General features: G+C 63.3%; 11 protein-coding genes and 9 tRNA genes. 5 read left to right on the plus strand and 15 right to left on the minus strand.

Features of this window, described 5'->3' with window-relative positions; translation table 11 throughout:
* Window positions 1–35 precede the first annotated feature (35 nt).
* The 4 genes from drt2 to ABE464_RS04020 all read right to left on the minus strand — a co-directional run bounded on the left by drt2 (window position 36) and on the right by ABE464_RS04020 (window position 3506).
* A complete protein-coding gene (drt2, locus tag ABE464_RS04005; RefSeq protein ID WP_346470847.1) occupies window positions 36–1298 on the minus strand; it encodes an antiviral reverse transcriptase Drt2 in 1263 nt (420 codons plus the stop codon).
* 718 nt (window positions 1299–2016) lie between these two features.
* Window positions 2017–2814, minus strand: a complete 798-nt coding sequence (locus tag ABE464_RS04010; RefSeq protein WP_346470848.1) for a tyrosine-type recombinase/integrase — start codon at window positions 2812–2814, stop codon at window positions 2017–2019.
* Window positions 2786–3337: a DUF6538 domain-containing protein gene (locus tag ABE464_RS04015; RefSeq protein WP_346470849.1), complete on the minus strand. Its 552-nt coding sequence runs from the start codon at window positions 3335–3337 to the stop codon at window positions 2786–2788. Before ABE464_RS04015 ends, ABE464_RS04010 begins: the two co-directional genes overlap by 29 nt.
* An 82-nt stretch (window positions 3338–3419) precedes the next feature.
* Window positions 3420–3506, minus strand: a tRNA-Leu gene (locus ABE464_RS04020).
* A gap of 124 nt (window positions 3507–3630) precedes the next feature.
* Between ABE464_RS04020 and ABE464_RS04025 the strand changes: the two genes are divergently transcribed.
* The gene (locus ABE464_RS04025) at window positions 3631–4011 is read left to right on the plus strand and encodes a response regulator (RefSeq protein WP_346470850.1); all 381 of its coding nucleotides are present in this window, start codon (window positions 3631–3633) and stop codon (window positions 4009–4011) included.
* Between the two features lie 7 nt (window positions 4012–4018).
* Here the strand turns inward: ABE464_RS04025 and ABE464_RS04030 are convergent, their stop codons facing one another.
* Entirely contained in the window at window positions 4019–4975 is a 957-nt protein-coding gene (locus ABE464_RS04030) for an SOS response-associated peptidase family protein (protein ID WP_346470851.1), read from the minus strand.
* 105 nt (window positions 4976–5080) lie between these two features.
* Between ABE464_RS04030 and ABE464_RS04035 the strand changes: the two genes are divergently transcribed.
* On the plus strand, window positions 5081–5497 hold the full coding sequence (locus ABE464_RS04035; RefSeq protein ID WP_346470852.1) for a GNAT family N-acetyltransferase: 417 nt from the start codon (window positions 5081–5083) through the stop codon (window positions 5495–5497).
* Window positions 5498–5547: 50 nt separating this feature from the next.
* Here ABE464_RS04035 and ABE464_RS04040 read toward each other — a convergent pair.
* From ABE464_RS04040 to ABE464_RS04085, 10 genes are all read right to left on the minus strand, one after another.
* Window positions 5548–5623, minus strand: a tRNA-Glu gene (locus tag ABE464_RS04040).
* 49 nt (window positions 5624–5672) lie between these two features.
* Window positions 5673–5748: transfer RNA gene (locus tag ABE464_RS04045), tRNA-Ala, on the minus strand.
* A 105-nt stretch (window positions 5749–5853) separates the two neighbouring features.
* Window positions 5854–5929, minus strand: a tRNA-Glu gene (locus tag ABE464_RS04050).
* 49 nt (window positions 5930–5978) lie between these two features.
* A tRNA-Ala gene (locus ABE464_RS04055) sits at window positions 5979–6054 on the minus strand.
* Window positions 6055–6188: 134 nt separating this feature from the next.
* Window positions 6189–6264: transfer RNA gene (locus tag ABE464_RS04060), tRNA-Glu, on the minus strand.
* A gap of 51 nt (window positions 6265–6315) precedes the next feature.
* Window positions 6316–6391 (minus strand) — tRNA-Ala (locus ABE464_RS04065).
* Window positions 6392–6535: 144 nt separating this feature from the next.
* Window positions 6536–6611 (minus strand) — tRNA-Glu (locus tag ABE464_RS04070).
* A gap of 53 nt (window positions 6612–6664) precedes the next feature.
* Window positions 6665–6740 (minus strand) — tRNA-Ala (locus ABE464_RS04075).
* Between the two features lie 81 nt (window positions 6741–6821).
* On the minus strand, window positions 6822–9173 hold the full coding sequence (locus tag ABE464_RS04080; protein WP_346470853.1) for a heavy metal translocating P-type ATPase: 2352 nt from the start codon (window positions 9171–9173) through the stop codon (window positions 6822–6824).
* On the minus strand, window positions 9170–9568 hold the full coding sequence (locus ABE464_RS04085; RefSeq protein ID WP_346470854.1) for a heavy metal-responsive transcriptional regulator: 399 nt from the start codon (window positions 9566–9568) through the stop codon (window positions 9170–9172). The genes ABE464_RS04080 and ABE464_RS04085 overlap by 4 nt, the downstream gene beginning before the upstream one ends.
* Window positions 9569–9780: 212 nt before the next feature.
* Here ABE464_RS04085 and ABE464_RS04090 point away from each other — a divergent pair, with 212 nt between their 5' ends.
* The 3 genes from ABE464_RS04090 (at window position 9781) to dsbG (ending at window position 12608) form a co-directional block, all read left to right on the plus strand.
* Entirely contained in the window at window positions 9781–10845 is a 1065-nt protein-coding gene (locus ABE464_RS04090; protein ID WP_346470855.1) for a helix-turn-helix domain-containing protein, read from the plus strand.
* Between the two features lie 114 nt (window positions 10846–10959).
* On the plus strand, window positions 10960–11760 hold the full coding sequence (locus tag ABE464_RS04095) for a TlpA disulfide reductase family protein (RefSeq protein WP_346470856.1): 801 nt from the start codon (window positions 10960–10962) through the stop codon (window positions 11758–11760).
* 38 nt (window positions 11761–11798) lie between these two features.
* Complete coding sequence (gene dsbG, locus ABE464_RS04100; RefSeq protein ID WP_346470857.1) at window positions 11799–12608, plus strand: thiol:disulfide interchange protein DsbG; 810 nt, start codon at window positions 11799–11801, stop codon at window positions 12606–12608.
* Window positions 12609–12931: the final 323 nt, after the last annotated feature.

A 12931-nucleotide genomic window follows, 5' to 3' on the forward strand; every position in this document is an offset into this window, starting at 1 on the left:
GTGAGAGCAGCGGAGGGCGCGAAGTGGGCTTTTCGTCATTCCTGCATCAGATCCTTGAACCTCCTCTTATGGTGCCGAAGCTGACGTCTTATGGTCTTAGAACCAGTTTTCGTTGCTGCGCTCTTAACGTAGCTAAAGTAGTTTCGATGATCCTTTGGTGCATGTTCTGTGTACTGACGGATCAGGTGTTTGCGCCGCTGTTCGAGAATAGGCGTCGCTCCATCACGCCGATGTGAGGCTTTATGTTGACCTATCCCATTGCGCATCCTCGCGTAATAGCGTGCGATGCCTGATGAACGTAGGAAGATGTTCGCACCATCGTAAACCAGGCCAAGATACTGAAGGGCCTTGTCGGCCTTTGGAGCAAAGTTGCATACAAGAGTCTTCTTTGTCTGCATTGTGAGCTTCAGCTTCAGGAGCTCAGCCGAAACCACGGCCTGCATTTCGGTCGCATGCTCAGGAGCTACTACGACAAGTATGTCGTCGCAATAGCGCCGATACAGTCCTTTCCGCGAAGCCGTCTCTCTGAGAAGACATTGGTCGAAAGGAAGCATGTACATGTTTGAGAGCAATGCACTCATGGGTGACCCTTGAGGAATGCCTTTCTTCTCATGATTTACGGCGACGAGACCTTGGCCCCTAATCACTTGCCGGAATGCCAAGGGTGAACACAGTCGGTCTGCGCGCCTTAGGGCCTCTCTGCTGAGCTTCAGTGCGCGGCGTGCGGCGATAAGCTCGACTGATGCATGCCGCGTCAACGAGCGATAGATTGAGAAGTGGTCTGGAGGCAGGTTCGGCGTCGAGAGGAGCTCTGTCCACTGCTTCTTCAGCAGACGGTGATCGAGGGAGCCGAAGAAGTCCTGAACGTCGAAGCCCAGGGCGGTGCAAGGTGTGTGCGCGGCGATCCATTGAAAAGCGTCATTCGCAAGATCAACGTTTGACTTTGCCAATGATCTGAATGCGATGACTGCATCCGATAATCCGGCGGCGCTGACTTCGCCCTCATACTTTTCGGACAGCAAGTAGTTGTAGTAGGTGTAGATCGCCGCGTCCGCGTGAGCAGCATAGCGAATATCCCGGACCTTCTTTGTCTTCTCGAGCTGCCCGGGGCCAACGCGCCTAATGCGATTGCGAACAATGTCCTGGCGCAGGAAGGGGAAGAAAGAGTGGCTCGCCACAGAGTTGGGATCTTCGACCAGCCTTTTGCAGGCCCTCTTTGACAACGGGAGGTCGAAATGTACGTAGCCGCGCCTGCGTTGGGCAGCGTCGAGGGCGGACGTCGGTTTCCTTTTGTCCACTAGAGGTATCCCTTACCTTCCTACAGGGTAAAGGAGGCTGCGGCGACCTTATCCTCCACCCTGTTAAAACTCAGGTCCTATCTAAAAGACCCTACCTGCCCGGCCGGTTGCCGGAGCGTAGCCGCAAAAAGTACAAGATTGTTGTGTAGCCAAGTCGCGGAGGAACTCCTGGTGACGCTCATTGTCGAAGTTGTATCGAGTCTGATTGTCTTCGGGCTCCCGTGGGCAGCGACCGCATGCGGACGCTGGCCGGACGTGGTAAACGAAGCCCCGTCCACCAAATCGGACGGGCGTCACATTTTTATCACTTCTCTGAATCGCCCGCAAGTGTCCATGAAGGGAATGCTGCGGGAGTAACGCGCGCGGATTGGATTCTTCAATCCTTCATGTGCTGCGGCCCGCTCTACTTCAACCCGCTAGCGGTAAAGAGCGGGGGTAGCAGGGCAGTAATGAGCCTCTGGAACCCTTCTGGGGCAATCCTACGGCCCAGAAAGCTTCGAGTCAGGAAAAGTCGGCGCGGTTGCATCCAGCAAATCTGCTATCCCAGCGAGGGCGTAATCGGCCCTCCTGGGTACCTAGCGCAGGGCAGGTGCGTTCCGATAGACCCTCGCTCAGCTCGGGCAAGGCCGTACAGCCCGCCAGTGGACCGCGCCCGGTGGGTTGTGGCAGGAAAGCGGGGTGGGGCGGGGCGTCGGCTTTCACTCACGTGAACTCAAAGTCACTGCCGAGCCATTATGTAACCGTCGACGAACTTACCGTAGGTGATCGCGGACATCGCCTCGGCCATGAGTTCAAGGTTCTTTGATTTCACGTAGTGCTTGGCCATGATTGTCGAGCCACCTTCGTGACCTACAATAAGCTGCCGGAGCCATTCGGGGTGCCCGGCCTCTGTCATCAGGGTGATCCCCGTATGTCGCAAGCTGTAGACCTGCAGCGTCTTATCCAGGCCGACCCTCTTCCGAACCGTCTGTAGTCGCTTGCCAATAAGCTTGAACCGGTTGTCGTCCGGCGTTGATGTAGTCAGGCCCGACAAGAGCCAGCCATCGGAGCTTTGTCCTGCGAGGCGTGAGACAAGGCCTCGAAGCTGAGGCGGGATGGGAATCGTGCGCTCTCCCGCCTGTGTCTTGCTCCTGTTGATAGTCAGGGTGGTTTCGGTCACATCCTCGCAGCGCACATTGCACATCTCTTGGGGACGCGCAGCCGTGTATGCGCAGAGGGCCACCAAGGGCCACATCGGGTCGCCTTGAGGGATGGCCTGGAGCATTCTCAGCAGGTCATCAGGGGACCACGTAGATCGTTCATCGCGTGACGTGTCAGCAGCGCGCAGCAGCATACCGACCTTTCCAAAGGGATCGGCCGTGGGGACCATCCCTCGAACTTCGAGCCAATCGGCAAAGCCCCGGCAAGTGGCGAGCATGAACTGCTTGCGCGACTTACCCACCTGCAACGGGTTCAGGGCCTCTTCCACAAAGCCCACCGCTCGCGCCTTAGTCAGATCGGTGGGGGCGGGCGTCATCTCCCAGGTACGTGAGCAACTTGTTCAAGTGCCCACGGCGCTCTGCAACGGTTGCCTGCTTGATGCCCTTAGTCGCCTCAAGGGCCAGCCACTGTTCACTGAGCGACTCGAGCAACTGGACGCCGCTCGCCACTGAGCTCGCCTTGCGAACAAACATTAGGTCTTTGCTGCCGATCACCGGCTGCCCGTACTCGTCGCGGGGCAGGGCATCTAGGTATGAAGACAGCTGTCCATCGAAGTCGTTCTCCGACATGTCTCCAGCTCGAACCTGCTCGGCCAACGGCATAAGAGAGGCGGCATCCGCAGGCAGCGGCGCGCGCGCAGCTTGCTCGAAATCAGCTTGGAACCGCGCAATGACTTTGTGCCTGTCCCGAAGGGCTTGGCTCAAATCGGAGGTGCGAAGGGATTCGTTTCGGATCAGGCCCCAGACATGCTGTGCGGATGTCGGGACTCGCATCGTGACGTAGAAGACCTTGCGGTCGCCCTTGCCACGCTGCTTTAGATAGGTCGGTTGGGGACTCATGAACTACATTGTAGTTCAGTTTGTAGTTCACTTTCCGCCTACAACCCTTGTCCTCTATGGGTTTCAAGGGGTTTTGACCAGCTGGTGCCGAAGGTGGGACTCGAACCCACACGCTTTTAAGGGCGGCGGATTTTGAGTCCGCTGCGTCTACCGATTCCGCCACTTCGGCTGGCTGGCCGCGTAGTGTATACAAAATTCACACATCTGTGGAGACCTGAATGCTTAAGCTCCTGTCAGGGTTTCACCTACACAGGACGATATACTCATCGCGCTGAACCATACAGGGAGTCGTCATGAGCGCGCTGCAGGATCTTCGGGTACTGGTGGTCGAGAACGACGAAATGAGCGCGGCCCTGCTGCAGATGCAGCTGGTGCAGTCCGGCGCCATCGTGGTCGGGCTGGCAGCCTCGGTGAGCGAGGCGTTGCGCCTGCTGGGCGAGACGCAGCCGCAGGTTGCCCTGCTGGACTATCGGCTGGCCAACAACGAAACCAGCGAGCCCGTCGCCCAGGCATTGGCGGCGCGCCAGATCCCCTTCGTGCTGGCGACCGGCATGGCCACCGCGCATCTGCCCGATGCCTTCCGCTCGGGCGTGATCCTGAGCAAGCCGTACCTGACGGTTGAATTGAACGCTGCCCTGGCGCGCGCGCAGGTCGGTGATTCCGTCGCCGGCTGAGCCGCACTCACGCGGCTTCGGCGTGGGCGAGTGTCACCGGTTCGCGGTCGTCGAGAATCCGATACAGCGCCGCAAGGTCCTGCGGATCCGGATTCAACCAGGCATCCAGATGCTCCGGCCGGATCGGTACGATGCAGCGGTCATTACCGGTGCGCGCCACATCCATCGGCGGCGCATCGGTAATCGCGGCAAACGACAGCAGCCTGCCTTCCGGGCCTTCCCATTCCGACCACAGGCAGGCGATGAGCAGATCGCGTGGTGGCTGCGGGCTGAACTCCAGCACGACGTTCTCGGCTTTCTCGCCCGGCGACCGCATCCGCTGCTCCAGCGCGTGCCGCGGCACGTGCTCGTAGAACGACTGCACCACCACCACGCCATGCTGATGGCCGAAGGCGGATTTCCAGTAGGCCTCGAGGCTGTCGCGGCGCGCGTTGTACGTGCCGGGATACAGCACGTCGTTGCGCGCGGGCTTGTCCGGCAGCCGGCATTGGTAGCGCATCGGTTTGATCACGCGCTGGCCCTGCTCGGACACGATCACCGGCGCGTATACGCCTGGGAAGATGCGGCTGTCACGTGGCACCACGCCGGCACGCTGCAGGTCGGACAGGCGTGTCTGCGCGCGTTCGATGCGGTTGCCGGCCACGCGTACCTCATTGCGTGCCTTCTGTGTAGGGCGCGCGGCCAGTTGCGCCTCGGCCGCCTTCAATCGCGCGCCCTGCAGCCGCACCTCTTCGTCGAGCGCCTGCATCTCCTCGGCATGCCATTGCTGGATACGCGCCACGATCTCCTGGCCCTGGGGCGTGCGCGCGCCAGCGAAGCCATCGTCCATCGCCTTTGGAGTTTTGGGGCGCTGTTTGCCGGCGTCGTGCGCATACAACTGGGCAAACTCGTCCAGCGACAGCACGGCGCCGTACTCTCGAACCAGCTTGGTGTAGTCGGCACGGATCTGGGCGGAATAGCACATGGCAGGGCAACAGGGCAGGCAGGGGGACAGGATAGGCCGATGGGTCGCACATCCTGCGAATCCGTTCGGGCAAGCTGAGCGGCCATTCATTACTGGAGCCGCGTCATGTCGCTGCCCGCTGGTGTTCACTGCATTCCGTTGCCGCCCAGCGTGGAGGAGTATCGCGCGCTGCGCGTGCTCGCCGGGTTGAGCCCCAAGACCGCCGAGGCGGCGGCGCGGGGCCTGCCCAACACGATCTTTGGCGTGAGCCTGCGCGAGGGTGACCGGCTGCTGGCCATGGGCCGGATCATCGGCGACGGCGGCTGTTTCCTGCAGGTGGTGGATATCGCGGTCGTGCCGGACCGCCAAGGGCAGGGCCTGGGCAAGGCTGTGATGCAGCAGTTGGATGACTGGCTGCGGGTCCATGCCGTGGGTGCGTATGTGAGCCTGATCGCCGACGGCCAGGCGCACCGGCTGTATGCGCAGTTCGGCTTTGCCTTGACCGCGCCGCGTTCGGTGGGAATGGCCAAGGTCGTGGCATAGCGCGCATAAACAAACAGCCCCGACCGAAGTCAGGGCTGTTTGTTTGAAGCTGGCGTCCCCACGGGGATTCGAACCCCGGTCGCCACCGTGAAAGGGTGATGTCCTAGGCCTCTAGACGATGGGGACGCGTTAAACCGAATTTTGGCTTCTATCGGACGGCCTGTGTCCGGAGAAGTGGTGGAGCCAGGCGGGATCGAACCGCCGACCTCCTGCATGCCATGCAGGCGCTCTCCCAGCTGAGCTATGGCCCCACAGTTGTGCTGCGAGCCGCCTATCATAGCGGTGGTTTCGCCAAATGGGAAGGGGTTCGTAAAAACAAACAGCCCCGACCGAAGTCAGGGCTGTTTGTTTGAAGCTGGCGTCCCCACGGGGATTCGAACCCCGGTCGCCACCGTGAAAGGGTGATGTCCTAGGCCTCTAGACGATGGGGACGCGTTAAACCGAATTTTGGCTTCTATCGGACGGCCTGTGTCCGGAGAAGTGGTGGAGCCAGGCGGGATCGAACCGCCGACCTCCTGCATGCCATGCAGGCGCTCTCCCAGCTGAGCTATGGCCCCACGTTGTACCGCGAGCCGCCTAGTATATCTGCGTGTTCACGTTTGTGGAAGCCTTTCGGACATCCGCATCGCAACCGCAGTAGGCGGTGAACAAAAAGACCCGGCATGCCGGGCCTTGGTGTTCTTCTGATGAGTGGCGTCCCCACGGGGATTCGAACCCCGGTCGCCACCGTGAAAGGGTGATGTCCTAGGCCTCTAGACGATGGGGACGCATAAACTCATCAAATTGTTCAGCACACCCGAACGGCCTAAGGTCCGGAGTGGTGGAGCCAGGCGGGATCGAACCGCCGACCTCCTGCATGCCATGCAGGCGCTCTCCCAGCTGAGCTATGGCCCCACGATGCTGGAGGCGGAATTCTACGCGGCCGTGAAGCATTCGCCAAGTCTTTTTTCTGAAATACCGAACAAAGAATGCGGGACGTTGATCGACGCGCCACAAACAAAAAGCCCCGACCGAAGTCAGGGCTTAGTGCGTTGCAATTGGCGTCCCCACGGGGATTCGAACCCCGGTCGCCACCGTGAAAGGGTGATGTCCTAGGCCTCTAGACGATGGGGACGCACGAAAACTTTAAATTTTGTCACTGCAATCTGATCGGCCTAATGATCGGATTGGTGGAGCCAGGCGGGATCGAACCGCCGACCTCCTGCATGCCATGCAGGCGCTCTCCCAGCTGAGCTATGGCCCCACGTCGTGAGGAGCGAAATCATAGCGACGACGTTTTGGATTGGCAAGGAAAAAGTGAAGAAAGTTCATCATGCATGCGCGCTCATCGGCTGGGCAGTCGTTGATGGCGTAGACGCAATGCGTTGCTGATCACCGATACCGAACTCAAGCTCATCGCAACCGCGGCCAACATCGGCGACAACGCGATGCCGAGCGGATACAGCACGCCGGCTGCAACCGGAATGCCCAGTCCGTTGTAGAGGAACGCAAAACCCAGGTTTTGACGCATGTTGCGAACGCTCGCCGTCGATAGCTGGCGTGCACGCAGGATGCCGCGCAGATCGCCCTTGACCAAGGTCACCTGCGCACTGGACATCGCCACGTCGGTGCCGTTGCCCATCGCGATACCAACATCCGCACTCGCCAGTGCCGGCGCATCGTTGATGCCGTCGCCGGCCATGGCCACCTTGCGCCCCTGCGCCTGCAGCGAACGGATCAGCTCGGCCTTGTCGGCAGGGCGCATTTCGCCGTGCACTTCATCCACGCCAAGTTCCGCTGCGACGGCCTTTGCCGTGGCGATTCCATCGCCGGTCGCCATCACGATGCGCAGGCCATCACGATGCAATTGCGCGATCGCTTCAGCGGTTGACGCCTTGATTGGATCGGCGACGGCGAGCAGACCACCGAGCCGACCGTCCACGGCGAGGTACATCACACTGGCGGCGGCTGTCCGCAGCTGCTGTGCAGCGTCTCGCAGCGCATCCAGTGCAATGCCGTGCTCATCCATCAGTGCCGTGTTGCCCAACACCAATGCCTTGCCCTCGACCACACCCTGTACGCCCATGCCGGTGAGGGAATCGAACCCGTCGACGCTGGCCAGCGTGACACCGCGTGCACGCGCTTCGCCAACGATCGCCGCGGCCAGCGGGTGTTCGCTGCCTTGATCCAGGCTGGCCGCCCAGCGCAGCACCTCATCGGCGCTGAAGGGTGCAACCGGCTGAACCGCGCGGAATGCCGGCCGACCTTCGGTCAACGTGCCGGTCTTGTCGACCACCAGCGTATCGATCTGGCGCAGCGCTTCGATGGCCTCAGCGTCGCGGAACAGCACGCCGTGCTGCGCGGCGCGACCGGTGGCGACCATGATCGTCATCGGCGTCGCCAACCCCAGTGCGCAGGGGCAGGCAATGATCAACACCGCCACGGCGCTCAGTACGGCGTGCGTCCAGGACGGTTCGGGTCCGAACAGACCCCATCCGAAGAAGGTGAGCACCGCAACAGAGAGCACGGCGAGCACGAACCAGTACGCGACGGTGTCGGCCATGCGCTGCATCGGTGCGCGCGAGCGCTGTGCCTGCCCGACCAGCTGCACGATCTGCGCCAGCATGCTGTCATCGCCGAGCCGGTCGGCGCGGATCACCAGACTGCCGGTGCCGTTGAGGGTGGCGCCGATCACCGTGTCACCGACTGCCTTGCCGACCGGCACGGGCTCGCCGGTGAGCATCGATTCGTCGATGGACGAACGGCCTTCCAGTACCGTGCCATCCACCGGCACTTTCTCACCGGGCCGTACGCGCAGGCGATCGCCGGGTTGCAGGGCGGTGATGTCCACGTCCTCTTCGTGGCCATCCTCGCGCAGGACGCGGGCGGTTTTCGGCGCCAGGCCGAGCAGTGCCTTGATCGCGGCAGAGGTCTTGGCTCGGGCCCGCAGCTCCATCAGCTGGCCCAGCAGGGTCAGCGAAATGATCACGGCGGCCGCCTCGAAATACACCCCTACATGCCCATGCTGCTGGAATGAGGGTGGGAACAGGCCCGGTGCGATCGTGGCGACCACGCTGTAGCCATAGGCGGCCAGTACACCGGTCCCGATCAGCGTCCACATGTTCGGACTCCGGTTGCGGATCGACTGCGCCCAACGCTGCAGGAACGGCCAGCCGGCCCACAGCACCACCGGAGTGGCCAGTGCCAACTCGATCCACACCCGCAGGTCCGGCGACAGGCCGTGCAGCAGTGGCGTCATCGCCAGCATGGCCAGCGTCATCGTGGCCACGCTGAGCGGCAGGCTCCACCAGAACCGTCGGCGGAAATCGGTGAGCTCCGGATTTTCGCCCTCGTCGAGGCTGGGCATCATCGGCTCCAGCGCCATGCCGCAGATGGGGCAGGTACCCGGGCCTTCCTGCACGATCTGCGGGTCCATCGGGCAGGTATACAGCGTGCCCGCCGGCACCGGCTCGGCCACATGCGAGGACGGATCCAGGTAGCGCTGGGGATCGGCACTGAACCTGCGCCGGCACCCGTCGCTGCAGAAGTGGTAGTCGCTGCCGTCGTGCCGGGCGTGATGGGCGGTGGTGGCCGGATCCACCTCCATGCCGCAGACCGGATCCTTCACGGTAGCGGTGCCGCTCACTGCCTTGGCGCTGCAGCAACTGCCGCCACCCTGCGCGTGGGGCGTGCTCATGCGTGAGTCTCCGTCAGTGCGGAGAGGATCGGGCACTGCTGCAGATCGCCATGGCCCGGGCACGCATCCACCAACTGCTTGAGCGCGGCGTGCATCCGCTGGAGTTCGCGGATGCGTGTTTCGATGTCGGCGAGTTTGTCCACCGCACTGTCGCGGACCTGGGCCATGTCCTGGCCGCGTTGATCGCTGAGGCTGAGCAGTTCGCCGATCTCCTCCAGGGTGAAGCCCAGTGCCTTGGCCCGCCGGATGAACTGCAGGCGGGTGAGGTCGTTGGCGCTGAAGACGCGGTAGCCGCCCGCGCTGCGTTGCGCCGTGGGAAGCAGGTGCTGCCGCTCGTAATAGCGGACGGTATCGATAGGCACGCCGGCCTGGCGTGCGAGCTGTCCAATGTTCATGACCACCTCCTGGATGATGGAGGTGATTGTGAACCCTGGAGTCTGGTCCAGAGTCAAGCCTTGCTGAAACCCCACTGGGAATCAACTCCGCGTGAAATTTGCAACTAGTTGCATGGCTGTCCTTCCGGGACGGTCGTAGCCTCAGGCCATCTCACGTACCGCCCAGGTGTGCCGGGCCCCACGCCCGGCCGCAACGTTTCAGGAGTTTGGCCATGGATGCACCCCGTATTACGCTCCAGCCCGATCGCCGGCTGGACACCCCGACCCTGATGGAAGTGGCTGTGGTGGAGTTTCCCGGCAGCCTGCGTGCTGCTGCGCCGGTGTTGTCAGAGCTGGCCCAGCGCTGCAATCGCACCGTCGCGGCAGGACGGCGCAGCGGCGCCCGGATGTTGGTGACCCGCTGGACGATGTCCTCGCGCGGCATGCAGCGCGTGGCTGGTGCAGAGCTGTTCGGCGATGCGCTGCCGACGATCATCGTGATTCCCGGCAGTGAGTCCAGCTGGGCCATGGCGCCGCCGGACGAGCGCCTGCTGGCGTGGCTGCGCGAATGCCATGAGGGTTGCAGTCTGCTTGCCGGCTGCGATGAAGGGGGTCTGTTGCTGGCCGCCGCCGGTGTGCTGGCCGGCCGTTCGGTGAGCGTGCCCGATCCCGCACGCTGCCCGGCACTGCGCACGATGGTGCCCAGCTGGCTGCCCAGCGAACGCACCCTGGTCGACGATGGCGATCTGCTCACCGCCGCCGGACAGGACGCGTGGAAGTACCTGAGCCTGCGTCTTCTGGCCCGCGTGTACGGCCAAAGCGTGATGAACACGGTGATCCAGCAGTTGCAGCTGGTGATTCCACGGACGGAGCTGGACGATCTGGAGCGCTTCAGTCCCAACTTCGCGCATGGTGATCGGTGCATTCTCAAAGCGCAGCGCTGGCTGCACGGCATCGCCGCCCGTGGCGTGGGCCTGGACGATATCTGCGCGCAGGCCGGGCTTGAACCGCGCACGCTGCAGCGGCGCTTCCTGAAAGCCACCGGCATGCGCCCGATCGAGTACTGCCAGCGGTTGCGCATCGCCAAAGCGCAGCTGCTGCTGCAGAGCGGCGGCGTGGTCGATCAGGTGGCTTGGGCCGTGGGTTACTCCGATCAGAGCGCGTTCCGCCGGCTGTTCCTGCGCATCGTCGGGTTGACGCCGGCACGCTATCGCCGGCAGGTGGTCGCGCAGCAACGCGAACGTGCCGCGAGCCGTCCGCCCGTGCGTGTCATGGAATCGATCCGCTCGGCCGCCTGAATCGTGCGACCCCGGCGCGCTTGATCCATCGACGCCTTGCTGGGACCATGCCGGCGGGCCCGATGCAACAGCCGCCACACCGTGACAGGTCCCGGGCGACGGCGGAGAGAATGAATGATCAGCAGTGTAGGCCCGGTACCGCTTGCGGTTGTGTGGGTGTTGGTCGCAACCGCGGTGGCCATGCTGGTGGCCAGCCTGGTGCGCGGGACGACCAGCGAGGATGCGCCGCGCCCACGATCGCTCGTGGTGGACATGCTGCTGCTTGGCCTGTTGGCCGGGCGGGCGGGATTCGTGATCTGGCATGCGCGCGACTACGCCGCCGACCCTTGGGCGGTGCTGCGGATTGGCGATGGCGGCTTCCTGGTCTGGCCGGCACTGCTGGTCGGGCTGGGGTGGGGCACCTGGCGCCTGCGTCGCTGGCCTGCGGTGCGCCGCCCCGTGGTGGCAGCAACGTTGGCCGGGCTGGTGAGCTGGGGAGTGTTGACCACCGGCGCGAGCTGGTTGCAGCAATCGCGGGTGACGTTGCCGGCCATCACGCTCGCATCGCTGCAGGGCACGCCGACCGCATTGAACGAGACCGGCGGCAGACCGGTGGTGGTCAATCTGTGGGCCAGCTGGTGCGGCCCGTGCCGCCGCGAAATGCCGGTGCTTGCACGGGCGCAGCAGGGCCATCCGGATATCCGCTTCCTGTTCGTCAACCAAGGGGAAACACGCGACGAGGTTGACGCCTTCATGGCGGCCGAGCGGCTGTCGTTGCGCAATGTGCTGCTCGATAAGGACGCGATCACTGCCGAGCACCTGCAGGTGCACGCCTATCCCACTACCCTGTTCTTCGATGGGCAGGGTCGCCTGCAGCACCTACACCTGGGCGAGCTGACCGCCGCGGGCCTGCAATCCAAGCTCGACGATCTTTAAGGGTCGCGGGTCGTCTGTCTTTTGAATCTGGAGTTGTCATGACGTTGAATTCCCCGCGCACGCTGGTCACCGCGCTGCTGATCGCACTGGCCGGCTGCAGCCAGGCGCAGACGCCCAAGGCTGGTGATGCGGCAAAGGCGCCCGCCGCCGCTGAGCGCCCGGCCGTCCTGAAGGGCATCGAAAAACACGGGTTCGAGGTCATCGGTGAGTTCGATGCGCCCGGTGGCCTGCGTGGATTCGCCGGCGTGGTCGGCGGGCAGCAGCCGGCGGCGGCGTATGTGACCGCTGATGGCAAGCACGTCGTGGTCGGCAGTCTGTTCGATGCCAACGGCGAGGACGTGGGTGAGGCGCCGCTGGAAAAACTGGTGGCCAAGCCGATGTCCGAGCGCACCTGGAAGAAACTCGACGAGAGCGCCTGGGTGCGCGATGGCCGCGCCGATGCCCCGCGCGTGGTCTACACCTTCAGCGATGCCAACTGCCCCTACTGTCATCGCTTCTGGGAAGCGGCGCGCCCGTGGGTGGATGGCGGCAAGGTGCAGCTCCGCCACGTCATGGTCGGGGTCATCCGTGAAGACAGCCCGGCCAAGGCGGCGGCCATTCTCACCGCGCCCAACCCCAGCGCTGCGCTGCTGGAGAATGAGCGGCTGTTTGATCGTGGGGGCATCAAGCCGGCGGCATCGTTGACCGCCGAGGTGGCCAACAAGCTCGATGCCAATCAGGTGTTGATGATCGAACTGGGCTTCCAGGGCACTCCGGGCATCCTGTTCAAGGACGCCCAGGGAATGGTGCAGCGCCGTTCCGGCATGCCGCAGGGCGATGACATGACGGTGGTGCTCGGCCCACGCTGAGCCAAACCCCGAACGTTGCCTCTCGCGCCGGGTTCTGTCCGGCGCGCGGCGTTGCGCCCTGGCTGCGCCTGGGCGCGTTCACTTTGATCTGAATCAAGGCCGGTTTCGCGTGGCTGGCTACGCTGGCCGCCATGCGCACTCTCCTGAAATGCCCGGTCCGTCCCGGAAGCGCGAGCGCTCAGTCAGGAAACTGCCTGCAAACGTTCACGACGTTCTCACTCTCCGCTTGTTACTCAAGCCGCTGGCAGTGCTGCGCTGGCAGTGTTGCCCTCAGGGATGAGGGGATCCCGTGCGAGCGTGCCCATGGCCCGCGACGTCACCGA

Origin of the sequence: Stenotrophomonas sp. TWI587, assembly GCF_039674145.1 — a bacterium.
GTDB lineage: Bacteria > Pseudomonadota > Gammaproteobacteria > Xanthomonadales > Xanthomonadaceae > Stenotrophomonas > Stenotrophomonas maltophilia_AY.

What these genes read in the sequence shown, in the direction of transcription:
- ABE464_RS04095 (WP_346470856.1), top strand. Translation starts at nt 10,960, where the DNA reads ATGATCAGCAGTGTAGGCCCGGTACCGCTTGCGGTTGTGTGGGTGTTG.
- ABE464_RS04090 (WP_346470855.1), top strand. Translation starts at nt 9,781, where the DNA reads ATGGATGCACCCCGTATTACGCTCCAGCCCGATCGCCGGCTGGACACC.
- ABE464_RS04030 (WP_346470851.1), bottom strand. Translation starts at nt 4,975, where the DNA reads ATGTGCTATTCCGCCCAGATCCGTGCCGACTACACCAAGCTGGTTCGA.
- ABE464_RS04025 (WP_346470850.1), top strand. Translation starts at nt 3,631, where the DNA reads ATGAGCGCGCTGCAGGATCTTCGGGTACTGGTGGTCGAGAACGACGAA.
- ABE464_RS04035 (WP_346470852.1), top strand. Translation starts at nt 5,081, where the DNA reads ATGTCGCTGCCCGCTGGTGTTCACTGCATTCCGTTGCCGCCCAGCGTG.
- ABE464_RS04085 (WP_346470854.1), bottom strand. Translation starts at nt 9,568, where the DNA reads ATGAACATTGGACAGCTCGCACGCCAGGCCGGCGTGCCTATCGATACC.
- dsbG (WP_346470857.1), top strand. Translation starts at nt 11,799, where the DNA reads ATGACGTTGAATTCCCCGCGCACGCTGGTCACCGCGCTGCTGATCGCA.
- ABE464_RS04010 (WP_346470848.1), bottom strand. Translation starts at nt 2,814, where the DNA reads ATGACGCCCGCCCCCACCGATCTGACTAAGGCGCGAGCGGTGGGCTTT.
- ABE464_RS04080 (WP_346470853.1), bottom strand. Translation starts at nt 9,173, where the DNA reads ATGAGCACGCCCCACGCGCAGGGTGGCGGCAGTTGCTGCAGCGCCAAG.
- ABE464_RS04015 (WP_346470849.1), bottom strand. Translation starts at nt 3,337, where the DNA reads ATGAGTCCCCAACCGACCTATCTAAAGCAGCGTGGCAAGGGCGACCGC.